The sequence below is a fragment of the Mesorhizobium sp. M0106 genome (assembly GCF_040322715.1).
Lineage (GTDB): Bacteria > Pseudomonadota > Alphaproteobacteria > Rhizobiales > Rhizobiaceae > Mesorhizobium.
Genome location: NZ_JAMYUA010000003.1, coordinates 225,237 through 249,344, shown reverse-complemented (window position 1 = coordinate 249,344; position 24,108 = coordinate 225,237). Strand labels below are relative to the sequence as shown.

Genomic DNA, 24,108 nt, shown 5'->3' with positions numbered 1-24,108 from the left:
AAACCATGGGCCGACATATTGCAGGGATCATTCTGGCCGGCGGCAGGTCGAGCCGGATGGGCGGCGGCGACAAGACGCTGCTTGCGCTTGGCGACGGCACCCTGCTCGACCGTGTCGTTTCGCGCCTTGGCCCGCAGGTTGGACCGCTTGCGCTAAACGCCAATGGCGATCCGGCACGGTTTGCCGCGACGGGGCTTCCGGTGCTTGCCGACACTGTCAAAGGTTATGCCGGGCCGCTTGCCGGGATCCTGACCGGCCTCGAATGGGCTTCCGACACGACCTGCCAGGCGCTGGTCACGGCTGCCGGCGATACGCCTTTCCTGCCCAGGGACATGGTCGAGCGGCTGCTCGCGGCAGCCTATGCGCGCTCTGGCTCGATCGCCGTTGCTTGTTCCGGCGGCAAACGGCATCCGACCTTTGCACTCTGGCCGCTAGGGTTAGATCAGGCCTTGCGACAATTTCTCGTCGAGGAAGACAACCGGCGCGTTGCGGCGTTCATCGACCGGCACGGTTTTGTCGAGGTGGAATTTCCCATCCTGAAATCGGGCGGGGCCGAGGTCGATCCGTTCTTCAACATCAACACTCCCGACGACCTTGCCCAGGCCGCGCATCTGTTGCGGAGCATCGAACCATGAAAAGACGTATCTTCGGCATCACCGGCTGGAAGAACTCCGGCAAGACGACATTGACCGAAAAGCTGGTGGCCGAGCTCGTCCGGCGCGGCTGGAAAGTGTCGACGATAAAACACGCCCATCATGATTTCGACATCGACAAACCAGGGGCGGACAGCTTTCGCCACCGGCAGGCGGGAGCGATGGAGGTCGCGGTCGTGTCGGGCAGGCGCTGGGCGCTGATGCACGAATTGCGCAGCGAGGACGAGCCGACGCTGGACGCGATCCTGTCACGGCTGGCACCGTGCGACATCGTGTTGGTCGAGGGTTACAAGCGCGAAGCGCACAAGAAAATCGAGACGCGACGGCTCGAGGCCAAGGACCGGACACCGCTCTCGGCAGGCGATCCACACATTGTCGCCATCGCCTCCGACTTCCCCATTGTCGGCGAAGACCTGCCGGCCTTCGATCTCGACGACACGAATTCGATAGCTGACTTCATCGAGCGCGCCACAAGCCTGTCGCGCTGAAAATGCGGCAGAAGACAGTTTCCGCCCACTTGCTTTCCAATTTAGGCGTCTGACCCAGCGTCATCGCTTTCTGAACATGACCTTCCCTCAAGCGACGGTTTTGCAGTTGCTTTTTCTTGGGAAAGAATGGGAGTATCGCATCAGCGGGCGGTCAAAAGCACCGCCCACAGAGCCGTTCGGGAACGACGGCCGGGACCAACAGAGAGGACCATTATGCGTATTGCACTGCGTATCGCGCTTGCCGCTTCGGCTGCGCTGCTGACGCTTGGCGTTGCCCAGGCTCAGGAAAAGACCTTGAGGATCGGCACCGAGGGAGCCTATCCCCCATTCAACAATCTGACAGCCGACGGCCAGCTCGTAGGCTTCGACATCGACATTGCCAAGGCGCTCTGCGACGAGATGAAGGTGAAGTGCACCTTTGTCGCGCAGGACTGGGACGGCATCATTCCCGCCCTTCAGGCAGGCAAGTTCGACGCCATCGTCGCGTCGATGTCGATCACGCCGGAACGCGCCGAGAAGGTCGACTTCACCCACAAATATTACAATACGCCGCCGGCGATCGCCGCCCCCAAGGACACCGACATCAAGGGTGTCACCAAGGAAGATTTGGCCGGCAAGACGATCGGCGTGCAGGCGTCCACCACGCATTTCAACTATTCGACCAAGACTTATACCGACAGCACCGTCAAGCCGTACCCGACCGCACAGGAATACCAGCTCGATCTGGCCAATGGCCGGCTCGATGCCGCCAATGACGACATCGTCGTGCTGCAGCAATGGCTGGATTCGCCGGACGGCGCCTGCTGCAAGCTGGTCGGCACAATCAAGCCGGTTATCGAAATCCACGGTCCGGGCGCCGGCATTGCCGTGCGCAAGGGCGAGACCGATCTGGTCAACCAGTTCAATGCGGCGATCGACGCCATCCGAGCAAACGGAAAGTACAAGGAAATCAACGACAAATACTTCAAATATGACGTTTATGGCGGCGAGTCCTGATCGACCGACATAGGAGGACGTGAACGGCGGGAGATTCCCGCCGTTCTTATAAGGATGCCGCGCACGAGGGGTGACGCGGCACGGGTCTCAAAGAGCCTTAAGGAGAACAGGCAGGCGGATGCAGAGCGCACTGACGCTTCTCAGTTGGGGACCCGAAGGCTGGCTCGACGACATCGCCGCGGGTGTGTTTGTCACAGTATGTCTTGCGCTGGCCACTCTGCCCTTCGGGCTGACGCTCGGCTTTTTCGTGGCGCTGGCCAAACAGTCGGAAGAGCCGTCGCTGAGACTGGCCGGGAACATCTACACCACGATTTTTCGCGGAATACCCGAGCTGCTCACCCTGTTTCTGATCTTCTTCGGCATCCCATTGATCCTGCAGTACATTGTCCGGCTGGTGAGCACCGGCACCTCCGCCGACGTCAACAGCTTCGTCGCCGGCATGATCGCGCTCTGCTTCATTTTTTCCTCTTATTCCAGCGAGGTGTTTTTATCCGCCTTCCGCGCCATTCCAAAAGGGCAATATGAGGGAGGCTATTCGGTTGGCCTGTCCAGCGGCCAGACGATGCGGCTGATCGTGCTGCCGCAGTTGATCCGCATCGCGTTGCCCGGACTTGCCAATCTCTGGCTTATCCTGCTCAAGGACACCGCGCTCGTCTCGGCCGTCGGCCTCAACGAGATCCTCCGGCAGAGCGGGGTTGCCGCGCGCGTCACCAAGCATGCCTTCCTGTTTTACGGTTTTGCCGGCCTCATCTATCTCCTGCTGGCGATCGTCTCCTCCTTCGGCATCAAGGCGATCGAACGAGCGGTCGGCGGCAGCGAGGTCAAGAGATGAGCCTTGCCACCGACACGCTGAAGGTCGACCGGCCGCCGCCGCCCGCACGCGGCTGGTCGCGCCAACGCATCCTCGGCCATGTCCTGGTCGGCCTGTGGATCGCTCTCGGCATTGGCATGGTCGTCTACCTGGTCGCTGCGTGGAACCCGGAGTTCTTCCAGAAATATGCACCCGGCTACATATCCGGCCTCGGCATCACCCTGTTGCTGGTTGCCATCTCGATTGTGCTTGGCGCGATCCTGTCGGTGCCGATCGCCTATGCACGCATGTCGAAGAACCCGATCCTTTCGGGGTTCGCCTATGCCTATGTCTATTTCTTTCGCGGCACGCCGCTGTTGGCGCAGACCTTCCTGGTCTACTATGGGGTCGGCTCCTTCCGGCCGGAGCTCGAGATGGTCGGACTGTGGGGCTTCTTCCGCGAAGCGTTCAACTGCGCGATCTTCGCCTTTTCGCTGAATACGGCCGCGTACCAGGCCGAGATTTTGCGTGGCGCAATCGAGAGCGTGCCGAGGGGCCAGTGGGAAGGTGCCGCCTCGCTCGGCCTGCACAAACTGCAGACGATGTGGAAGATCATCCTGCCGCAGGCGCTGATCGTCGCGTTGCGCCCGTATGGCAACGAGATCATCCTGATGATCAAGGGCTCGGCAATCGTAGCCATCATCACGGTCTACGATTTGATGGGCATCACCCGGCTCACCTATGCGCGCACCTTCGACTTTCAGTCGTATATCTGGGCGGCGATCATCTATCTGATCATCGTGGAAACATTGCGCCACGGCGTCGAGTGGATCGAACGGCGCATCACCATCCATCTACACCGCTGACTCCCATCGCCTTGCCTGATCCGGTAAGAAGACCGCAAAGCAGGCTTCTAAGGGATTCGAAAACATGGCTTCGGTGGCATTTCTTGGTCTTGGCGTCATGGGCTATTCGATGGCCGGACATCTCAAGAACAAGGGCGGTCACGACGTCACCGTCTACAACCGCACCAGGGCCAAGGCCGAGCAGTGGGTCGCCCAGCATGGCGGCAGCTTCGCCGCGACACCAGCAGAGGCGGCCGCGGGCAAGGATTTCGTCTTTTCCTGCGTCGGCAATGACGACGATCTGCGCTCGGTGACGACCGGTGCCGAAGGCGCCTTCAATTCCATGAAGAAAGGCGCCATCTTCATCGACAACACAACGGCATCGGCCGAGGTCGCGCGCGAACTGGCACAGCACGCGCAAGCGCTCGGGTTTTCGTTCCTCGACGCCCCGGTCTCCGGCGGTCAGGCAGGCGCCGAGAACGGCATGCTGACCGTGATGGTCGGCGGCGAGCCTGACGCCTTCGACAGGGCCAAGCCAGTCATAGATGCTTATGCCCGCATGGTCGGGTTGATCGGACCGGCAGGGGCTGGCCAGCTCACCAAGATGATCAACCAGATCTGCATCGCCGGCCTCGTTCAGGGACTGGCCGAAGGTATCCACTTCGGCAAGCAGGCCGGGCTCGACATCGAAAAGGTAATCGAGGTTATCTCCAAGGGCGCCGCCGGTTCCTGGCAGATGGAGAACCGCCACAAGACGATGAATGCCGGCAAATATGATTTCGGCTTCGCCGTCGACTGGATGCGCAAGGATCTTGGCATCTGCCTCGCCGAGGCCGACCGCAACGGCGCCAAACTGCCGGTGACGGCACTTGTCGACCAGTTCTACAAGGACGTGCAGGCGATGGGCGGCAAGCGCTGGGACACGTCCTCGCTGCTGGCGCGGCTGGAGAAATAGGATTTCACCGTGGCCGAGCTTTCGCCTCAATCCAGCGCCGATGAAATCGTCGCTCATCTGCGCTCGATCGCCTCAGAGGAAAATCGACTTGGCATGCTGCGCTACGGCATCAAGATCGAACGTGCGCTCGGTATCTCGCATGGCGTGCAGCGGCAGATTGCCAAGAAAATCAAGCGCAACCATGAGCGTGCCTTCGAGCTTTGGCAGACAGGCATCATGGAGGCGCAGTTCATCGCTTCCGTGACAGCCGATCCGGAGCGGTTCTCCGCCGCGGATGCAAGACGATGGGCGGCGACTTTCGACTCGTGGGATATCGTCGACGGGGTCTCCGATCTCTTTGTCGATACGGATTGCTGGAAGGAATTGATCGCCGAATTCGCGGTCGACGAACGGGAATTCGTTCGACGCACGGCTTTTGCGATGATGGCCTGGTCGGTGGTCCACCGGAAGAAGGAACCCGAGACGACCTTCCTCGAATTCCTGCCGATCATCGAAGCGCATGCGACCGACGGCCGCAATTTTGTGAAGAAGGCCGTGAACTGGGCGCTTCGTTCGATCGGCAAGCGATCGATGAATTTGCACGGCCCTGCCCTTGCCGTGGCGCTAAAACTGGCGGCCTCGACAGACAGGACCGCACGCTGGATCGGCAAGGACGCCGTGAAGGAACTTTCCGATGCCAAGACGCTCGAGCGGCTCGCCGCCAGAAAAGCTTGACCTGAGCGAAGTGCGCTTCACGGAGGTGACGCAATCGACGCGCGCCGATTTCGAAAACCTGTTCGAGCAACCCGGCCGGCCGAAATACTGCTGGTGTATGGCTTGGCGCAATCTCGACCGCCGCGAGCACGTCGAGAACGACGAGAAGAAACGCGCGATGATGACGCTGATCGACGCCGGCACGCCAGTCGGCATTGTCGCCCAGATCGATGGCCGGACCGTCGGCTGGTGCTCGATCGCGCCGCGGGAGACCTACCGCAAGCTGTCACGGCAGCAGGACGATAGCGAGATGGGCATCTGGTCGATCGTCTGCTTCTTTGTGCCGAGAGCGTTGCGCGGCGGCGGGCTGGCAAGCGCATTGCTCGACGCGGCCATCGATCACGCCTTTGCCAAAGGCGCCAGGACGATCGAAGCCTATCCCGTCGACCAGGCTTCGCCGAGCTACAGCTTCATGGGTTTTCGCGACATGTTCGTCGCCCGCGGCTTTCGCGAGATCGGCATGACCGGCTCGCGCCGGCATGTGATGCGGCTTGAGCGTTGACCTGTGAGGCAGCGGCAGCTTTACTTGATGTTCGCAGATCAAGGCTCAACGGCGGAGCAGCGATGAGCAACCGTTTTAAATCAGGCACGATCATAGCAACTGCCTTGTTGGCGTCCGCGATCGCGGCAAGCGCTTCCGCCGGAACCATGCACATTTTCTGGAAGGATCTGCGCCCGGCTACCCAGGCAGCCGCCGAAAGCGTCGGACTGCCGATGATCGCGGCCAAAATGCCGGATCGTGGCGAGACGCTCTCACTCGACTTGCAGGACAAGACCGTGCAACTCGCGGGCTATGCGCTGCCAGTCGATCGCGACGGCGATCTCGTCTACCAGTTCCTGCTGGTGCCGTGGACGGGAGCCTGCAGCCACATGCCGACGCCGCCGCCCAACCAGATCGTCCTCGTCACGCCTGCACACCCTTACAGGATGTCCGAGGCCTACCAGCCGGTTTCGGTGACCGGCGCATTGCAGCCGGGCATGGAGAAGAGCCAGCTTTTCATCCTCGACGGCGTCAGTGTCATCCAGTCGGGCTACACCGTGCGCAAGGCCGAGGTGATTAACGTCGACACCGTGCCGGACACGATCACGCTGCCGGTCAACTCGCCCTGGACTTTCCTTAACAAAAAGAAGAACTAAACAGAAGAACCTCAGGCGGCGTTGGCGCCGGACTCCTTGTCGAGCATCATGTAATCCAGCGGCATCTCGGTCGTATATTTGATCTGCTCCATGGCGAAGGAAGACGACACGTCGCGGATCTCGATCTTGGCGATCAGCCGCTTGTAGAAGGCGTCGTAGGCGGCGATATCGGGCACCACGACGCGCAAGAGATAGTCGACGTCGCCGCTCATGCGATAGAATTCGACCACTTCTGGGAATTCCTGGATGACCTCCGAAAAGCGCCGCAGCCATTCATGGCTGTGCGAATTGGTGCGGATCGAGACGAACACCGTGACCCGCACATTGACCTTTTCATGATCGAGGATGGCGACGCGCCGCTTGATGACGCCCTCTTCCTCGAGCTTCTGGATGCGCCGCCAGCACGGCGTCGTCGACAGGCCCACCTTCTTGGCGACGTCGGCGACTGCAAGCGTCGCATCCTCCTGCAGCAGGCGGAGAATTTTTCTATCAAGGCGGTCCATTGGGTGCTCCCCTGATGCAAGTCGTCCAAGTGCGCAGCGGCCTTGGCACAACGACATGCATAAAAACAAGAATTTAACGCGCGTCCCCTCATGCGCGGCGCGCTTCGAGGAATGGATTACCATAATCCCTCTTATCATGGCCTTTTACAAGAAAGAAATTCTGTTGGATAGCGCGAAAGCGAGTGATTTCTTGCTGAATGCCTAGCCGAGGCGATAGCGGATTTCCGATCTCAGAAAGGGCAGCAAATCCATTTCAAACCATGGATTGCGCTTCAGCCAGCCGGTGTTGCGCCAGGACGGGTGCGGCAGCGGCAGGACTTTCGGGTCGGTCGCCGCCGCCCAGATGGCACGCCAATCCATGACCGTTTCCGTCAGCGAGGGACGGCGCGCCGCGCCCATATGCCAGCTTTGCGCGTAGATGCCGATCGTCAGCACCATATCGACTTGCGGCATCAGCGCCATCAGCGATGTGCGCCAGGCCGGCGCACATTCGCGGCGCGGCGGCAGGTCGGCGCCCCTGGCGTCCTGACCGGGAAAGCAAAAGCCCATCGGCACGATGGCGAATTTGTCCGTGTCGTAAAATTCCTCGCTGCCGACGCCCAGCCAGCTTCGCAGCCGGTCGCCGGAGGCGTCGGTGAACGGCATGCCTATGATGTGAACCTTGGTACCCGGCGCCTGGCTGGCGATCAGGATACGCGCACTCGAAGATGGCCTGAGCACGGGCCGCGGTTGGTGCGGCAGCGGCCTGGCGGCCGGCTTATCGACGCAGATGCGGCAGGCGCGTACCCTCGCCGCCAGGGCTTCCAACTCTTCGGTCATTCGGAACTCATTGTCAGGCGGCGGCACTCGGCCGGCTGGAGATTTCTCGATACCAGCGCAGCACGTTGGTGCACTCTTCGGGTACCTTGATGCGAGCCGGCTTCATGAAGTCGATGGCGACCAGCCCGGTGATGTCGGCGATCGAATAGGCATCGCCGGCGACGAATTCCCTGCTGGCGAGCTCAGTGTCCAGAAATCTCAGGAATTCGATCGCCTTCGGCTTGTTGACCTCGCCCCATTCGGGGATTTGCGGGATCTCCCATTCCCTCATTGCGGGGTGGATATGCCGGAACGCCGCGGCGACGCAGCCGAACAGATTGAACTCCACACGTCTTTGCCACATCTCGACGATTGCCTTGCCGAGCGCCCCATGCCCGAACAAAGCCGGCTCGGGGTGCAGTTCCTCGAAGTAACGACAGATTGCGACGGATTCGGTGATGACTGTGCCATCATCGAGCTCGAGCACCGGCAGACGCTTCAGCGGATTGCGCGAGCTGACCGGCTGCTCTTTGTGCTCCAGCGCGCCCATGTCGACGGGCACCAGCGGAACCTGAAGTCCCTTTTCGGCCAAAAAAATCCGAACCCGACGTGGATTGGGCGCGCGCCCGCCGTCGAACAGCTTCATCTCTATCCTCCTCGTCCGTCTCGATGAACTATAGGCACAGCTCACCAGAAGCGAAAAATTTCGCGCAAGGCATCGCCGATCGACGCCAAGGTGCTGTGCTTTCTTTCGACCAGCTCGTGGCCGTGGCTCTCGCGCCAATCCTTCGGCTCGTCGAAAGTTCCGGCCCAGATGCCGGCTTTGCCCGCGCGCGCAGCAGCTTCCTCGGTCTCGAAATCGCCAAAGGCGACCACCCAGCCGGCCTCGACCTGCGCACGGTTGAGATCCTTGCCGCCGGCCTTGCAGTCGCCGAGCAGCCTGCCGTAGCGGTCGCGCTGCCAGCCGCGGCAGGAGACGGCTTTGCCGGCGATCAACCGCACCAGGGACTGCCGCGCGAGCTTGCCGCAAGGATAGTCGGCACCGTCCTTGCGGCAGATCTGCGAATATTCCGGCGCGTCGATGCCACGCATGCGGATGCGCTCGCTGCCGAGCGTGATGCTATCGCCGTCATTGACGGTGGCCGCGCCTTCCGTCTTGCGCGTCTCGATCCGGTCGAGGCGCGCCGCCAGGAGGATCGCCAGGCCGAGCACGATGAGTGTCAGCCCATAGTCCATTAGTCGGCGCCACAGGCTTCGCGGACGTGGCGCATAGTATCGCTGGCGCGACCATCGCGACCACGAACGGCTCATATGGCAAACCGTTGGTTAATCATTCGAACGTAGCTTAACGATTTGAAATTGCTGCCCGCGTAAATTGAAGACTTCATGCCCCTGCAACGCTCGACCATGGCAGACAAGTTTATTGTGGACCGCAGGAAACGCCATCGCAACAGCGATGTCGCGCGCGCGGTGCGCAAGACGCGCGACCGTCTTTCGCAGCAAGCCGGAAATCCCGACTTCGACCGCGAGCTGTTGAAGCTCCACGCGCTTTCGATGACCGGCGGCGTGATCGTCATTCCGCTGCTCGTCCTGGCAACGGCCGCGGCAGGCTTGTTCGCGGGCATCGGCAAGGAGATCGGCGTCTGGGCGCTGTTCACATTCATCTGCTATACCATCGTTGCATTCATGGCCAGACGCGTCACTCAAGCGTCCGAGCTCAACCCGCTGGAAACGCATAGGGATTTCCTGATCGGCCATTTTCTGTGCGGGCTTGGCTGGGCCTGGTTCGCATGGCTCGGCTGCGAAACTTGCCAAATGGATCAGTTCCAGGTCGCCAAGGCGGTGGTGCTGCTGCTCGCCATGTCGGCAACCGCGATCCTGGCCTCGTCCCTGCGCGGTGCGCTGTTGGCGACCTTCGCGCTCCCGGTCGCCATCTATGCTTATGCCAGTGCGAAATTATGGATGCCGGTCGAAGTGATCATGGCAGGCTTGCTGATCGCCTCGTTGCCTTTCTTCGCCTATGTAGCGCGCCAGCTCAACCGTTCCTCGCTGATGCTGCTGTCGTTCCGCTCCGAGAAGGATGCGCTGATCGCCGAACTGGAGACGGCGAAATCGATGTCGGACGAGGCACGGCGGCGGGCGGAAGACGCCAATCTGGCGAAATCGCGTTTCCTGGCCTCGATGAGCCACGAACTGCGCACACCGCTCAATGCCATTCTCGGCTTTTCCGAAGTGATGGCCAACGAGGTGCTCGGCCCGATGAGCAACCCGACCTATCGCGACTATGCCCGTGACGTGCACGACTCCGGACAGCATCTGCTCGACCTGATCAACGAAATTCTCGATTTGTCGCGCATCGAAGCGGGCCGCTACCAGCTCAACGAGGAGCCGATGATGCTGCTCTCCGTCGTCGAGGATTGCTGCCACATGATGGAGCTGAAGGCGCGCAACAAGGACATCCGCATCGTCCAGGATTTCGAAAACGCCTTGCCGCGCTTGTTCGCCGACGAACGCGCGGTGCGGCAGATTGCGCTCAATCTGTTGTCCAATGCCATCAAGTTCACCGCCACCGGCGGCGAAATCCGCGTGCGCGTCGGCTGGACGGCGGGCGGCGGGCAATATCTCTCCGTCAAGGACAATGGGCCGGGCATACCGGAAGACGAGATTCCGATCGTGCTTTCGGCCTTCGGCCAGGGCTCGATCGCCATCAAGAGCGCCGAACAGGGCACCGGGCTTGGCCTGCCGATCGTGCAAGGCTTGCTGGCCATGCATGGTGGCGAATTCCAGCTCCATTCCAGGCTACGCGAAGGCACCGAGGCGATCGCCATCTTCCCGCTGAGCCGGGTGATGGAGGAACTGCCGGCGCTGCCGACCAAGGCGGTTGCCTCGCGCCGGCGCTGAATGCTTAACCGCGGACCGCGGCTGCCATGCCGGCGCTGGTCAGCGCGGCGGCCTTGACCAGCCCAGCGGCAAGCGCCGCCCCTACCCCCTCGCCTTGACTGACGCCCAGATCGAGCAGCGGGCGAAGGCCGAGGCGCTCGGCGGCCTTGGCATGGCCAGACTCCGGCGACAGGCTTGCGAGGAGACAATGATCGAGCGCCGCGGGGTTGGCGGTATGTAGGACACCAGCGGCGGCAGTCACCGCAAACCCATCGAGCAGCACCGGGATCTTCTGCATCCGCGCCGCCAGAATGGCGCCGCAGATCGCGGCGAATTCCCGCCCGCCGACCCGGCGCAGCGCTTCCAGCGGGTCCTTGAGGCTCGCGCCGTGCAACGCGACCGCGGCATCGACCACCTCCGCCTTGCGCTTCTGCATCGCCGCGTCCGCCCCTGATCCAGGGCCGACCCAGTCGGCGCTGGTGCCGCCGAACAGTGCCGTGCAAAGGGCCGCGGCGACAGTCGAATTGCCGACGCCGAGGTCGCCAAGGCAAAGCAGGTCGGTGCCGCCGGCAATCGCTTCCATGCCGAAGGCCATGGTAGCGGCACAACCGCGCTGGTCCAGTGCCGCATCCTCGGTAATGTCGGCTGTCGGAATGTGCAGAGCCAGATCGAACACCTTCAAGCCGAGATCGTTGGCGATGCAGATCTGGTTGATTGCTGCACCGCCGGCGGCGCAGAGCTCGACTGCATTTGCCGTGGCGGCGGCGGGGCGCGGCGAAATGCCGTGGCGGGTGACGCCATGATTGCCGGCAAAGATCGCCACCAATGGCCGCGTCACCGCCGGCGGCGCGCGGCCGCTCCACCCGGCAAGCCAGGCGGCGATGTCCTCGATGCGGCCAAGCGAGCCTTTGGGCTTGTCTGCCTTGGCAAACAACTGGCGCACGCGGGCCTTGGCCGCCATATCTGCCGGCGGCAGGCTCACCAGAAGGTCGCGAAAATCGTCGAAAGGCAGCGCGCTGGTCATGTCGATGGCAATCGTCCGTGTGAATTGGTGAGCGGCATAGCCGCCTTGGCCAGCCGGCACAACCTCAAGCCGGCACAACCTCCAGGCCTGGTACAACTTGGCGGTATTGACGCGAAAGCATTCGTTGGCGGCGCTTCCCGGAGGGCTTGCATTGACTTTGTCGTTGCACCATGTGGAGGCTAGCCAAGGAAATCCTTATGACGGCCATTGAATCCCCGTGCATCCTGGTCTGCTCGATCGATATGAAAACCGGCTTCTGTTTCGGTTGCGGGCGCACGCGCGAGGAAATCGCCGCCTGGATCGACATGACCCCGCAAACCCGCCGCAGCGTCATGGCCGAGCTGCCGGCAAGGCTGGAAACGGTCGAGCGACGCCCCCGCCGGGAAACCCGTCGCAGCCGCATGGCACGCGAACGCGACGCCCTCTCGTGAACCGGCCGCAGAGATGAACCGACTGTTGTGGATTCTGATCGTCGCGATCGGGGCGGGTGTGCTCCTGCTCATGCTCAACGATTCCGCCGGCAGTACGTTCGGCATTGAGAATTACGATTTCAGCCAGTTGATCTGGCTTGGCGCCTTAGCGGCACTCGTCGGCGCCGGCCTGCTCAGATCGGGCAGGCCGTTGGGCACCATGGCCCGCAGCCTCGGCGCCTGGGGTGCCATCGTGCTGGCGCTGATCGCCGGCTATCAGTACCGCTATGAGTTGCAGGATTTCGCCAGCCGCGTCACCGCCGGCCTTGTTCCCGGCAGTCCGCTGGCGCTGGGCGTGGAAGAAGGCCATGCCACCGTCACCCTGGACAAGGCCGGCAGCGGCCATTTCGAAGCGCGCGTCACGATCAACGGCACGCCGATCCTGACGGTTGTCGATACCGGCGCGACCAGCACCGTGCTGACCGCCGAGGACGCTCTGGCGGTCGGGTTCAATTCGGCGGCTCTCCGCTTCACCATACCGATCTCTACCGCCAACGGCATGACACGCGCGGCGGCGGTGCGAACCGACGAACTGTCGATCGGCGGCATCGTGCGCAAGGACATGCCCATCATGATCGCCGCACCAGGCACGCTCGGCCAGAGCCTTCTCGGCATGAATTTCATCGGCTCGCTATCGGGCTTCGACGTCCGTGGCGATCGCATGATTTTGCGGGATTAAGTTTTTCCTCAGGCCGCCTCTGCGGTCCGGCCGAAATCGACCTCTGCGAAGGCTGACTTCAGCACCTCCGCTCTGGCACCCGGCCGTGTCGCCTTGGTGGAGAGGATCTGCCGGTAGCGGCGTGCACCGGGCAGGCCGTGAAACAGCCCGACCATGTGCCGGGTGACATGCCCGAGGCGTCCGCCCTGCTCGATATGGCGTGACGCGTAATCCGCCATGGCATCGATCAGTGCGGCAAAATCGAACGACTCAGCTGTGCTGCCGTAAAACGCGGCATCGATGCCGGTCAGTATCCCTGGCGTGTGATAGGCGGCGCGGCCGAGCATGGCGCCATCGACATGGTCGAGGTGCGTCAGCGCCTCTGCGAGAGATTGAATGCCGCCATTGATGCCGATGAATTTGTTTTGTTTTCTGGCTTTCAGCCGATAGACGCGGCCATAGTCGAGCGGTGGGATGTCACGATTTTCCTTTGGGCTCAGTCCTTCCAGCCAGGCCTTGCGGGCGTGCACCCACAGCGCGTCGGCGCAGGCCGCGAAAACACCATCGGCCAACGCATCGAGTGCCGGTTCCGGATCCTGCTCATCGACGCCGATGCGGCACTTGACGGTAACCGGTATTTTCACCGCCGCCTTCATTGCCGCGACGCAATCCGCGACGAGCACGGGCGTCTTCATCAGGCAGGCGCCGAAGGTGCCCGACTGGACGCGGTCGGACGGGCAGCCGATATTGAGGTTGATTTCATTATAGCCGAAGGCTTCGCCGATGCGCGCCGCCTCGGCCAGCTTTCCCGGATCGGCGCCGCCGAGTTGCAGCGCCACCGGACGTTCGCTGTCGTCGAAGCCGAGCAGCCGCTCGCGTGCGCCGTGGATGACCGCATCGGCCACCACCATCTCGGTGTAGAGCAGCGCCTCGCGCGTCAGCTGGCGATGGAAGAACCGGCAGTGCCGGTCCGTCCAATCCATCATCGGCGCCACGGCAACTTTGTGGCGTAACATATTCATTTTACTATTTTTTCTGTCTCAGTCCGTCCGATACTCCGTTCGAATGACAGAGCAATTTGGCAAGAGATGCACACCCAGCTAACCCGATATACGATTTTGCCGCCGCAACTGAAAGCAAATTGGCATGTTACACATGTCACTGTACGCACCAGTTAGATGCCTTGCCGTGGAACGATGGACCGCCGGCGGCATACCAGTCAGCCAAGGCGAAGCGTGTTGCGGGCGATCTGCCACGCGGATTCGACATGCCGCCGCGCCGCCTCCTCCGCCTCGTCCGGCCTGCGCGACCGGATTGCATCCATGATTTCGGTCATTTCGGCGATCGCCGGCTCGCGGCGGTTCTCCGACGCGATCGTCATTGAGCGGAGCTGGTTGATGCGGACATTCAGCCCCGTCACGATTTCCCAGGCAATGCGCTTGTCCGCCGCCTCGAACAGCGTTTCGTAGAACTTGGTCGTTGCCCGCATCACCTCGACAGGCGCACCGGACGCCCACGCCTCAAGCAGGTTCGTCAAGGCGGCATCGAGCAAAGCGATCTGCGCGTCCGTGGCCGTTAAGGCGCAAGCCCGCGCCGCGATACCCTCGAGCAGCGCCCGCAATTCATAGATTTCGTCGGTGCGGCCGAGATCCGGCTTGGCCACGGCGGGTCCGTGGCCCGGTATCATCTGCACCAGGCCTTCCGCCTCCAGCTGCCGCAGCACCTCGCGCACGACGGAACGGCTCACCCCGAGCTGATCGCATAGCGGCCGCTCGACCAGCCTTTCACCAGGCTGGAAATGGAAGCCCATGATCGCTTCACGCATGCGCTCCAGCGCCAGCGTCCTCAGCGTCTTGGCAGAGCGGTCGATCCGCAGCGTATCGCCTGACATTTTCTCTCCCCATCCAATCCGGCCACAAAACAGATTCCATAGCCGATTGACAAGACTTCTGGTGCTCCATAGTATGGTATACCATAAGATGGCGTAAAGATTTCGGCGCTGCACAGCGCCGTGGCGACCGAGGACTTCATGAAACCAGCCATTCGAAAGATCGTCACTTACATCGAGAACACGTTAATCGAGGGCGGCAAGGAAGCCCCAAAACCGTTGCGCCTGATCGGCGTCGCCGCCGTGCTGACAAACCCTTGGGCGGGCCGCGGTTTCACCGACGACCTGTCGCCGGAGATCCGCGTCATTGCTCCCGTCCTCGGCGAACTGCTGACCCGCGAGATTATCGCCGTTGCCGGCTCCGGCGAGGCGATAGAGGGTTATGGCAAGGCCGCGGTCTGCGGCACGGCGGGCGAGATCGAGCATGCATCGGCGCTGATCCATACGCTGCATTTCGGCAACCATTACCGTCGCGCGGTCGGCGCCAAGACCTATCTCGCCTTCACCAATCTGCGCGGAGGGCCGAACACCCCGATCATGATCCCGCTGATGGACAAGAACGACGAAGGCCGCCGCTCCCACTATCTGACCGTACATTTCCAGATCGGCGACGCGCCCGCGCCCGACGAGCTGGTGGTGGCGCTTGGCGCTTCGATTGGCGGCCGCCCGCACCATCGTATCGGCGATCGCTATCAGGACCTCAAGGAGGTCGGAGACCTGCATGGCTGACGTCGCTGCCGCCGCATGGGTCCGAGACACGGCTCCGGACGGCACCGGCTTCATCCGCGCCGGCTCCGGCGCGCCGGTTCTGCTCATTCACGGTGTCGGCATGAACGCCGCGATCTGGCACGATCAGATCGCGGCGATGAAAGACCATCATGACCTGATCGCCATCGACATGCTCGGCCACGGCGTTTCACCGCTGCCGCCGGAAGAAGCCAGCCTGTCGGATTTCGCCGATCAGGCGGTTCGCCTTCTCGACCATCTTGGCGTGGCGTCGGTGTCGATCGTTGGCCATTCGATGGGCGCGCTGGTCGCTCTGGAGATCGCCCTTCGCACCCCTTCGCGCGTTCGCTCCATCGTCTGTCTCAATGCGGTATTCCGCCGCCCCGCGGCCTTGGCGCAGGCCGTACGCGAGCGTGCGGCCGCGCTCGGCACCCATGGCAACCCTTCCGCCATTGCGGCTACGCTCGCCCGCTGGTTCGGCGACCCGCTGCCGGCGAATCTTATCGGGGCGGCCACCACAGCGCGCACCGCCCTTGAAAGGGTCGACCCCGAAGGCTACGCGCGCACCTATCGCCTCTTTGCCCATGCCGATGCTGAGCACGCCGATGCTCTCCCCGGTCTTGCCGCGCCGGCCCTGTTCATGACCGGGTCGCAGGACAGCAATTCGACCCCGGCCATGTCGGCGGCGATGGCGAGGCTTGCGCCGCACGGCCAATGCCTCGTGCTCAATGGAGAAAGGCACATGATGGCAATGGCTTCACCTGAAAAAGTGACCAAACACATCATGGAATTTCTCGACACGGCAGGAGACGCTGGCGTGAAGCCGGAGACGGATGCAGTCTTTGACAGCGGCGAATTCCGGCGCGCGCTCGGCTCCTTCCTGACCGGCGTCACCATCGTCACAACGATCGGAGTGGAAGGCGAACCGCGCGGCTTCACCGCCAACTCCTTCACCTCGGTCTCACTCGAGCCGCCGCTGGTGCTTGTCTGCATCGCCAAGAGGGCGCTGGGGCACAGTGCTTTTTCGACGTCGAGAGGTTTCGCCATCAACATCCTGTCAGAGGACCAGAAGGCCCATTCCGGCATCTTCGCTTCCAAAGCAGCGGACAAGTTCGCGGCCGTGAGCTGGCAACCGGGCCGGACCGGCAATCCGCTGATCGACGGCTCCGTTGCGGTGTTCGATTGCGGCATGGAGCAGCTGGTCGATGCTGGCGATCACTCGATCCTCATCGGCCGCGTCCGCGACTTCAGCCACAACGGAGCCCAGCCCCTCGGTTATTGCAGAGGCACCTACGTCACGCCTGGCCTTAGCCAGGAGGCGCTGGCGGCGGCGCCCCCCGATACGGAGGTCGGCGCCATTCTCGAGAACGAGGGCCGTGTGCTGTTCGTCGAAACGGCCGACGGGATTTATGAATTGCCTGCGGGGCGCGGACTGGGCACGCCCAACGATGCGCGCAGCCTCAATGGGCGCCTTGCCGCCAGGGCCATAGACGCCCAGCTCGGCTTCCTGTTCGCGGTGTGGGACGATGCCGCCGAACCCTGGCGCACGCATGTTTATTATCGCGGAACGGTCGAGGGATCCTATTCCGACGATCGCCAGATGCGGCTTGTCGACATCGAGAAGATCGCCGATCTGAAGATCGCCGATCCCGCGGTGCGTTCGATGCTTGCCCGCTATGCGCGCGAACGTACGGAAGATGCATTCGGCGTCTATGTCGGCAACGAGGTCGAAGGCGAAGTCCGGCCGCTCGCCAAGCCCTCGCCTTCTCAAATTCCTCTTTCCGGCCGCGGGTGAAACCGATGAAGTTTTCGCTTTTCGTGCACATGGAGCGATCGGATCTGGCAAAGCCGCATTCCGAGCTTGTCGGCGAGCTGGAGGAGTTGGTGCTGCAGGCGGAAGAGGCAGGATTCGAGACTGCCTGGATCGGCGAGCATCACGGGATGGAATTCACCATCTCGCCGAACCCGTTCATCAACATCGCGTGGCTCGCCGCCAAAACCAGGCGCATCCGGCTCGGAACCGGAACCATCGTCGCGCCGTTCTGGCACCCGATCAAGCTTGCCGGCGAAGCAGCGATGGCCGACGTCATCACCGGCGGCCGTCTCGACATCGGCATTGCGCGCGGCGCCTACGCTTACGAATACCAGCGACTTTTCCCAGGCCTCGAGGCCTGGAGTGCCGGCCAGCGTATGCGCGAGATGGTGCCGGCGATCCGCGGCCTATGGGATGGTGATTTCGAACTCGCCGGCGAGTTCTGGTCGTTTCCTTCAACCACCTCGTCGCCCAAGCCGCTGCAAAAGCCTTATCCGCCGATCTGGGTGGCCGCACGCGATCCGAACTCGCACGACTTTGCGGTTTCCAGCAAATGCAACGTCCAGGTTACGCCGCTCGCCTCGGGCGATGACGAAGTGGCCAGCCTGATGGAGCGTTTCAATGCGGCGTGTAATGCCCACCCCGACGTACCAAGGCCGGCGATCATGCTGCTGATGCATACTTTCGTCGCCGAGGATGCCGCGGAGGCTGACCGGCTCGCGCAGGATCTGTCGCAGTTCTACTGCCAGTTCGGCGCCTGGTTCCAGAACAAGAAGCCGGTGCACCAGGGCATAATGGAAGCGCTGACCGAAGACGAGATCGCGGCCATGCCGCAATATGCGCCTGACAAGATCAAGCAGAACCTGGTCATTGGCGAAGCCGACGAGGTGATCGCCAGGCTGAAGGCCTACGAAGCGCTCGGCTACGATCAGTATTCGATCTGGATCGACAGCGGCCTTTCCCATCGGCGCAAGAAGAAATCGCTGCAGCTCTTCATCGACAGGGTGATGCCGGCCTTTTCCGAGCCGAAAGCTGGATTGCGATGAGCACTACTCAATTCAGGAACTATATTGACGGCAGCTTCGTCGAAGTGGCGGCGACCTTCGACAGCATCGATCCCTCGACGGGCGCGCCATGGGCGAAGATGCCCGCTGCATCGTCTGATGACGTCGACCGCGCCGTCGAAGCTGCTCACCGGGCGCTTGGCTCCGGCACGTGGCCGGCAATGACGGCAACGGCACGCGGCAAGCTTCTGGTGCGGCTCGGCGATCTGGTGGTCGCCAATGCCGACCGGCTGGCGGAACTCGAGACGCGCGATACCGGCAAGATCATCCGCGAGACCCGCGCCCAGATTGCCTATGTCGGCGACTATTACCGCTATTATGGCGGGCTGGCCGACAAGCACGAGGGTTCGTTTGTCCCCATCGACAAGGCCGACATGGAAGTGACCATCCGGCCGGAGCCAATTGGCGTCGTCGCCGCCATTGTGCCGTGGAATTCGCAGCTCTTCCTGTCCGCCGTCAAGCTCGGGCCGGCGCTGGCGGCCGGCTGCACCATCGTTCTGAAAGCATCGGAAGACGGCCCTGCCCCGTTGCTGGCCTTCGCCGAACTCGTCCATGAGGCGGGATTTCCCGCCGGGACCGTCAACATCCTGACCGGCTTCGGCCACGATTGCGGTCACCGGCTGACCAGTCATCCGCTCGTCGCCCGCGTCGCCTTCACCGGCGGTCCCTCGACCGCTCGGCAGATCGTCAGGAATACGGCGGAAAACCTCGCCTTCACGACGCTCGAGCTCGGCGGCAAAAGCCCGGTCGTGGTGTTTGCCGATGCCGATCTGGACAGCGCCGCCAACGCGGTCGTTGCCGGCATCTTCGCTGCCACCGGCCAGAGCTGCGTCGCCGGCTCGCGGCTGCTGGTCCAGCGCTCCGTGAAGGACGAATTCCTCGCCCGGCTCAAGCGCAAGGCCGAGGCGATCAGGATTGGCGATCCGCAGGATCCCGCGATCGAAATGGGACCGCTCGCCACCTCGCGCCAGCGCGAATGGATAGAGAGGATCATTGCTGAAAGCCTGGCCGCGGGCGGGCAACTGGTCACCGGCGGCATCCGCCCCGCGGGCATGGCGGACGGCTTCTATTACGCGCCGACGATTATCGACGCGCCTGATCAGACCCTTGCCTGCGTGCGCGAAGAGCTCTTCGGCCCGGTGCTCTGTGTGCTAGCCTTCGACAGCGAAGCTGAAGCGCTTTCGCTCGCCAACGACACGAAGTTCGGCCTGGCGTCCGGCGTGTTCACCACCAATCTGGCAAAAGCCCACCGCATGGCGCGCGGCATCCATGCCGGCGTGGTCTGGATCAACACCTATCGGGCGGTCTCGCCGCTGGTTCCGTTTGGCGGCTACGGCCAATCCGGGCTCGGCCGCGAGGGCGGCCTCGATGCGATCCGCGACTACACGCGTTCGAAATCGGTGTGGATACGCACCTCCGACGACCCGATTCCCGATCCTTTTGTCATGCGGTAGCCGCCGCCGGCCGGAGATGCGCGATCAAGGCGAAAACGACCGATTGCGAACAGACAACAACGAAAACAACAGAGGAGAACGACATGAAACTGATCATCACCGGCTTCCTTGCCGGCTTTATTGCAACGACAGTTCTGGCAACGACGGCCGCAAAGGCCGAGGACATGGTGTTCACCAGCTGGGGCGGGACGACCCAGGAAGCGCAGACCAAATCCTGGGCCGAGCCGTTCACCGCTGCATCCGGCATCAAGGTCATGCAGGACGGCCCGACGGACTACGGCAAGCTGAAGGCGATGGTCGACAGCGGCAGTGTCAACTGGGACGTCGTCGACGTCGAGATGGATTTCGCCATCAAGGCGGCCAAGGACGGTCTGCTCGAGCCGATCGACTTCAAGACCGTGCCGAAGGCCGACCTCGATCCGCGCTTCACCACCGATCACGCCGTCGGCAGTTTCTACTATTCCTTCGTTCTCGCCTGGAACAAGGGCGCGATTTCGGGTGAACCGGCCGGCTGGGCCGACATGTTCGACCTGACGAAGTTCCCGGGCAAGCGGACCTTCTACAAATGGTCGGCGCCCGGTGTCATCGAGATCGCGCTGCTGGCCGATGGTGTTCCGGCGGACAAGCTCTATCCGCTGGATCTCGATCGCGCCTTCAAGAAACTCGATACCATCAAGTCGGACATCGTCTGGTGGGGCGGCGGGGCGGAGTCGCAGCAATTGATCGCATCCGGCGAAGCAACGTTCGGCCAGCTGTGGAACGGCCGCGTCTTCGCACTGGACAAGGATGGCGCCGATGTCGGCGTCTCCTGGAACCAGAACCTGACCGCAGCCGACGTTCTGGTGGTACCGAAGGGTGCCAAGAACAAGGATACGGCGATGAAATTCCTCGCCGCGGCGAGCAGCCCCGCCGGCCAGGCCAAATTTGCCGAAGCCAGCGGCTATGCGCCGATCAACACCAAGGCCAAGGCAGAGATGCCGGCCGATGCCGTGAAATCGCTGCCGGACGCTCATGTCGACGGACAGATCAATCTCGACATGAACTACTGGGCCGCCAATCGCGACACCATCGCCGCGCGTTGGTATGCCTGGCAGGCGAAATAAGCCCGCCCTTGAACCGCAATGGACGAGACGGTTCGCGCCGTCTCGTCCCTTAGCCGGGTCGCTGTCATGTCGGTCGAAACACGCCGGAACTTTGGAACGGTGCGGGTGCCGGCAGGTCTCAATGGCCTGCTGCCGGCCCTGATTCTGATTATGCTGTTCTTCATCGTCCCCGTGCTGGCGCTGCTTTTGCGCAGTGTCACGGAGCCCGAGCCAGGCTTGCAGAACTATGCTGCCCTGCTTGGTGACGGCACCTATGCGCGGGTGTTCTTCAACACATTCCTGGTCGCGGCGTTGGTCACCATCGTCACGGTCCTTGTCGCCTTTCCGGTCGCCTGGATGCTGGCGATCATGCCTTCGGGACTGGCCTCGATCATCTTCGGCATCATCATTCTGTCGATGTGGACGAACCTGCTCACCCGCACCTATGCCTGGATGGTGCTCCTGCAGCGTACCGGCGTGATCAACCGGACGCTGATGATCATCGGCGTCATCGACCACCCGCTGCCGCTCATCAACAATCTCACCGGCGTCACTATCGGCATGGTCTATATCATGCTGCCCTTCATGATCCTGCCGCTGGTCGGCACGTTACGGGCGATCGATCCGATGACGCTGCGTGCGGCGTCGCTGTGCGGCGCAAGCCCTTTCCAGGCGTTCCGCCGCATCCTCGTGCCGCTGTCGCGGCCCGGCGTCGCCGCCGGCGGCCTGATGGTCTTCGTCATGTCGCTCGGCTACTTCGTAACGCCGGCACTGCTCGGCGGCACGTCGAACATGATGCTTGCCGAAATGATCGCGCAGATGGTCCAGTCGCTGCTCAACTGGGGGCTCGGCAGCGCCGCTGCCTTCATCCTGCTTGTCGTCACCATGGTTCTCTACGCACTGCAACTGCGCCTTGTCGGTGCCAGGCGCACGAGCGGAGGCATCTGAGATGCTGCTCGACTATGACCGCATGGGTTGGCTACGGGTTGCCCTGCTCGGCTTCACCGCGCTGGTCGCTGGCTTTCTTCTGTTGCCGGTGGTCTTCATTGTTCTGCTCTCCTTCGGCTCGTCGCGCTGGCTGGCTTTTCCGCCGCCCGGCTGGACGCTCAAATGGTACCAGGAGCTTTTTGCCGATCCGGCCTGGCTCGACGCCGCGCTGACCAGCGCTCGGATCGCCACCATGACGGCGATCCTGGCAGTAGCGATCGGCCTGCTCGCCTCCTTTGCCCTGGTTCGCGGAAGGTTTGCCGGACGTGAGATCCTGCGCGGCCTGCTGCTGACGCCGATGGTTCTGCCCGTCGTTGTCTTCGCCATCGCCATCTACGCCTTCTTCCTTCGCCTTGGCCTCGGCGGCACCACCATCGGCTTCGTCATCGCCCACACCGTGCTGGCGCTGCCCTTCGCCATCATTCCGATCGCGACCGCGCTCGAAGGGTTCGACAAGTCGATAGAGGACGCGGCAATCGTCTGCGGGGCAAGCCCGCTCGAGGCCAGGCTCAGGATCACCTTGCCGTCGATCCGGATCGGCATCTTCTCCGCCGCGATCTTTTCCTTCCTCGCCTCGTGGGACGAAGTCGTGGTGGCGATCTTCATGGCCAGCCCCAGCTTGCAAACCTTGCCCGTCAAGATCTGGGGCAGTCTGCGGTCGGATCTCAGTCCGGTGATCGCCGCTGCCTCCAGCCTGCTGGTCGGGCTGACGCTTGCCCTGATGGTGATGACGGCGCTGCTGCAGCGAAAGTTCCGGACATGACCCACCCTTTCCTCTCCATCCGCAATCTGCGCAAGGCGTTCGGGGCGATCGTCGCCGTGCACGACGTCACGCTGGACATTCCCAGGGGCGAGTTCCTGACCTTCCTCGGGCCCTCCGGTTCGGGAAAATCGACGACGCTCTACGCGATCGCCGGCTTTCAGGACCCGACTTCCGGCGATGTCTTGCTGGAAGGAAAGTCGCTGCTTGCGGTGCCCCCGCATAAGCGCAACATTGGCATGGTCTTCCAGCGCTACACGCTGTTTCCGCATCTGACGGTGGCCGAAAACGTCGCTTTTCCGCTGCGGGTTCGCCGCCGGCCGGACGCCGAGGTGACGAAAAAGGTCGCCGACATGCTGGCCCTGGTGCGGCTCGAAAGCTTTGCCGGACGCTTACCCGGTGCGCTGTCGGGCGGCCAGCAGCAGCGCGTCGCGCTGGCCCGGGCGCTGGCCTACGATCCTCCGATCCTTTTGATGGACGAGCCATTGTCGGCGCTCGACAAGAAGCTGCGCGAGGAAATCCAGGGCGAAATCCGCCGCATCCATCGCCAGACCGGCGTCACCATTCTCTACGTCACCCACGATCAGGAAGAGGCGCTGCATCTGTCGGACCGAATCGCCCTGTTCAAGGATGGCCGCATCGAGCAGACCGGCACCGGCGAGGATCTCTATCTCAGGCCGGCGACCGATTTCGTCGCCGGCTTCATCGGCAATTCGAATTTCCTCGCCGCCGAACATCTCGGCACCACCAACGGCACGACAACGATCCGCATGACAGACGGTTCGGTCATATCCGGAGTCAGGGCCAACGGCACGTTCGGCAAAGGCCAGAAGACCAGGCTGATGATCCGGCCCGAAGCCTTTAGCATGGAGCGGAGCCCGGCGAGCGCGGAACTGAATGTCGAGATCGTCGACATCGCATTTTACGGCGAGCGCCGGCGGATCGTTGCGCGCATCGCCGCTGGACAGGAGGTTGACATCAGGCCGACCTCCGCCGCCATGCAATCGCAGGATGTGTGGCCCTGCAGCCGGCAGGTCTTTTTCGATCCCGCTGCTGCATTCCTGTTTCCGGCCTGACCAAGCCGCGGTGGATCGCCGCCCTTCAACGCTTCGCAGCGATGGGAGCGTGCTTGGGAACAAGCTGTGGTTAGGTCCATCATCAGCTTCGGTCAGCAAGCGCGCAACGTGATCGACGCTGCAGTCGGCTGATTGGATGGCGGGCGCAACTCCCGTATCCATTGACAGTCGTCATGCTCGGTTGGAAGATGAAGAAGGTCAGCGGCGATAGCCATACGGGAAGGCAATGGTCCAACCGCCAGATACCGGACACCATCCTGGCAGCGTCGTCGCGGTCATCGTCATTTGTTTGATCATCGTTGCTTTGT

General features: G+C 62.5%; 26 protein-coding genes and 1 pseudogene. 20 read left to right on the top strand and 7 right to left on the bottom strand.

Features of this window, described 5'->3' with window-relative positions; translation table 11 throughout:
• Positions 1-5 precede the first annotated feature (5 nt).
• From mobA to NKJ55_RS04695, 9 genes and pseudogenes are all read left to right on the top strand, one after another.
• A complete protein-coding gene (gene mobA / locus NKJ55_RS04735) occupies positions 6-635 on the top strand; it encodes a molybdenum cofactor guanylyltransferase MobA (protein ID WP_352448882.1) in 630 nt (209 codons plus the stop codon).
• Complete coding sequence (mobB, locus tag NKJ55_RS04730; protein ID WP_352448881.1) at positions 632-1,141, top strand: molybdopterin-guanine dinucleotide biosynthesis protein B; 510 nt, start codon at positions 632-634, stop codon at positions 1,139-1,141. Before mobA ends, mobB begins: the two co-directional genes overlap by 4 nt.
• Before the next feature lie 213 nt (positions 1,142-1,354).
• A complete protein-coding gene (locus NKJ55_RS04725; protein ID WP_023717637.1) occupies positions 1,355-2,137 on the top strand; it encodes an ABC transporter substrate-binding protein in 783 nt (260 codons plus the stop codon).
• A gap of 118 nt (positions 2,138-2,255) precedes the next feature.
• Positions 2,256-2,969, top strand: coding sequence for an ABC transporter permease (locus NKJ55_RS04720; RefSeq protein ID WP_352448880.1), 714 nt, complete (start codon positions 2,256-2,258; stop codon positions 2,967-2,969).
• On the top strand, positions 2,966-3,793 hold the full coding sequence (locus NKJ55_RS04715) for an ABC transporter permease (RefSeq protein WP_023675012.1): 828 nt from the start codon (positions 2,966-2,968) through the stop codon (positions 3,791-3,793). Before NKJ55_RS04720 ends, NKJ55_RS04715 begins: the two co-directional genes overlap by 4 nt.
• A 58-nt stretch (positions 3,794-3,851) precedes the next feature.
• Positions 3,852-4,727: pseudogene (locus tag NKJ55_RS04710) on the top strand (NAD(P)-dependent oxidoreductase); the annotation flags it as partial.
• 9 nt (positions 4,728-4,736) lie between these two features.
• Positions 4,737-5,441, top strand: a complete 705-nt coding sequence (locus tag NKJ55_RS04705; RefSeq protein ID WP_254817259.1) for a DNA alkylation repair protein — start codon at positions 4,737-4,739, stop codon at positions 5,439-5,441.
• Positions 5,401-5,982 (top strand): GNAT family N-acetyltransferase, encoded by a 582-nt coding sequence (locus tag NKJ55_RS04700; RefSeq protein ID WP_352448879.1) that lies wholly within the window; start codon positions 5,401-5,403, stop codon positions 5,980-5,982. The genes NKJ55_RS04705 and NKJ55_RS04700 overlap by 41 nt, the downstream gene beginning before the upstream one ends.
• 62 nt (positions 5,983-6,044) lie before the next feature.
• Complete coding sequence (locus tag NKJ55_RS04695) at positions 6,045-6,617, top strand: DUF3299 domain-containing protein (protein WP_352448878.1); 573 nt, start codon at positions 6,045-6,047, stop codon at positions 6,615-6,617.
• An 11-nt stretch (positions 6,618-6,628) separates the two neighbouring features.
• On the opposite strand, the gene NKJ55_RS04690 is transcribed toward NKJ55_RS04695, so the two are convergent.
• From NKJ55_RS04690 to NKJ55_RS04675, 4 genes are all read right to left on the bottom strand, one after another.
• Positions 6,629-7,120, bottom strand: a complete 492-nt coding sequence (locus NKJ55_RS04690; RefSeq protein ID WP_023675006.1) for an Lrp/AsnC family transcriptional regulator — start codon at positions 7,118-7,120, stop codon at positions 6,629-6,631.
• Between the two features lie 201 nt (positions 7,121-7,321).
• Complete coding sequence (locus NKJ55_RS04685) at positions 7,322-7,939, bottom strand: uracil-DNA glycosylase family protein (RefSeq protein WP_502904453.1); 618 nt, start codon at positions 7,937-7,939, stop codon at positions 7,322-7,324.
• Positions 7,940-7,952: 13 nt separating this feature from the next.
• Complete coding sequence (locus tag NKJ55_RS04680) at positions 7,953-8,564, bottom strand: glutathione S-transferase (RefSeq protein ID WP_352448877.1); 612 nt, start codon at positions 8,562-8,564, stop codon at positions 7,953-7,955.
• A 41-nt stretch (positions 8,565-8,605) separates the two neighbouring features.
• On the bottom strand, positions 8,606-9,229 hold the full coding sequence (locus NKJ55_RS04675; protein WP_352448876.1) for a thermonuclease family protein: 624 nt from the start codon (positions 9,227-9,229) through the stop codon (positions 8,606-8,608).
• Positions 9,230-9,304: 75 nt separating this feature from the next.
• On the opposite strand from NKJ55_RS04675, the gene NKJ55_RS04670 reads away from it, so the two are divergent.
• Positions 9,305-10,819 (top strand): sensor histidine kinase, encoded by a 1,515-nt coding sequence (locus NKJ55_RS04670; RefSeq protein WP_352448875.1) that lies wholly within the window; start codon positions 9,305-9,307, stop codon positions 10,817-10,819.
• Positions 10,820-10,823: 4 nt separating this feature from the next.
• Here the strand turns inward: NKJ55_RS04670 and NKJ55_RS04665 are convergent, their stop codons facing one another.
• The gene (locus tag NKJ55_RS04665) at positions 10,824-11,822 is read right to left on the bottom strand and encodes a nicotinate-nucleotide--dimethylbenzimidazole phosphoribosyltransferase (RefSeq protein WP_352448874.1); all 999 of its coding nucleotides are present in this window, start codon (positions 11,820-11,822) and stop codon (positions 10,824-10,826) included.
• Between the two features lie 197 nt (positions 11,823-12,019).
• Between NKJ55_RS04665 and NKJ55_RS04660 the strand changes: the two genes are divergently transcribed.
• Positions 12,020-12,253: a DUF1289 domain-containing protein gene (locus tag NKJ55_RS04660; protein WP_031193575.1), complete on the top strand. Its 234-nt coding sequence runs from the start codon at positions 12,020-12,022 to the stop codon at positions 12,251-12,253.
• A 13-nt stretch (positions 12,254-12,266) separates the two neighbouring features.
• Positions 12,267-12,971, top strand: coding sequence for a TIGR02281 family clan AA aspartic protease (locus NKJ55_RS04655; RefSeq protein WP_352448873.1), 705 nt, complete (start codon positions 12,267-12,269; stop codon positions 12,969-12,971).
• 8 nt (positions 12,972-12,979) lie between these two features.
• On the opposite strand, the gene dusA is transcribed toward NKJ55_RS04655, so the two are convergent.
• Entirely contained in the window at positions 12,980-13,972 is a 993-nt protein-coding gene (gene dusA / locus NKJ55_RS04650; RefSeq protein ID WP_352448872.1) for a tRNA dihydrouridine(20/20a) synthase DusA, read from the bottom strand.
• A 197-nt stretch (positions 13,973-14,169) separates the two neighbouring features.
• Positions 14,170-14,841, bottom strand: a complete 672-nt coding sequence (locus NKJ55_RS04645; protein WP_352448871.1) for a GntR family transcriptional regulator — start codon at positions 14,839-14,841, stop codon at positions 14,170-14,172.
• Positions 14,842-14,979: 138 nt separating this feature from the next.
• Here NKJ55_RS04645 and NKJ55_RS04640 point away from each other — a divergent pair, with 138 nt between their 5' ends.
• The 8 genes from NKJ55_RS04640 to NKJ55_RS04605 all read left to right on the top strand — a co-directional run bounded on the left by NKJ55_RS04640 (position 14,980) and on the right by NKJ55_RS04605 (position 23,800).
• Positions 14,980-15,567, top strand: a complete 588-nt coding sequence (locus tag NKJ55_RS04640) for an amino acid synthesis family protein (protein ID WP_352448870.1) — start codon at positions 14,980-14,982, stop codon at positions 15,565-15,567.
• The gene (locus NKJ55_RS04635; protein WP_352448869.1) at positions 15,560-17,359 is read left to right on the top strand and encodes an alpha/beta fold hydrolase; all 1,800 of its coding nucleotides are present in this window, start codon (positions 15,560-15,562) and stop codon (positions 17,357-17,359) included. Before NKJ55_RS04640 ends, NKJ55_RS04635 begins: the two co-directional genes overlap by 8 nt.
• A gap of 5 nt (positions 17,360-17,364) precedes the next feature.
• Complete coding sequence (locus tag NKJ55_RS04630; protein WP_352448868.1) at positions 17,365-18,423, top strand: LLM class flavin-dependent oxidoreductase; 1,059 nt, start codon at positions 17,365-17,367, stop codon at positions 18,421-18,423.
• Entirely contained in the window at positions 18,420-19,895 is a 1,476-nt protein-coding gene (locus tag NKJ55_RS04625) for an aldehyde dehydrogenase (RefSeq protein WP_352448867.1), read from the top strand. Before NKJ55_RS04630 ends, NKJ55_RS04625 begins: the two co-directional genes overlap by 4 nt.
• A gap of 83 nt (positions 19,896-19,978) precedes the next feature.
• Entirely contained in the window at positions 19,979-20,998 is a 1,020-nt protein-coding gene (locus tag NKJ55_RS04620) for an ABC transporter substrate-binding protein (protein ID WP_352448866.1), read from the top strand.
• A gap of 66 nt (positions 20,999-21,064) precedes the next feature.
• Positions 21,065-21,925, top strand: a complete 861-nt coding sequence (locus NKJ55_RS04615) for an ABC transporter permease (RefSeq protein ID WP_352448965.1) — start codon at positions 21,065-21,067, stop codon at positions 21,923-21,925.
• Position 21,926: 1 nt separating this feature from the next.
• Positions 21,927-22,727 carry an ABC transporter permease gene (locus tag NKJ55_RS04610; protein WP_352448865.1) on the top strand — a complete coding sequence of 267 codons (801 nt, stop codon included), beginning with the start codon at positions 21,927-21,929 and terminating at the stop codon, positions 22,725-22,727.
• On the top strand, positions 22,724-23,800 hold the full coding sequence (locus tag NKJ55_RS04605) for an ABC transporter ATP-binding protein (RefSeq protein WP_352448864.1): 1,077 nt from the start codon (positions 22,724-22,726) through the stop codon (positions 23,798-23,800). Before NKJ55_RS04610 ends, NKJ55_RS04605 begins: the two co-directional genes overlap by 4 nt.
• Positions 23,801-24,108 lie beyond the last annotated feature (308 nt).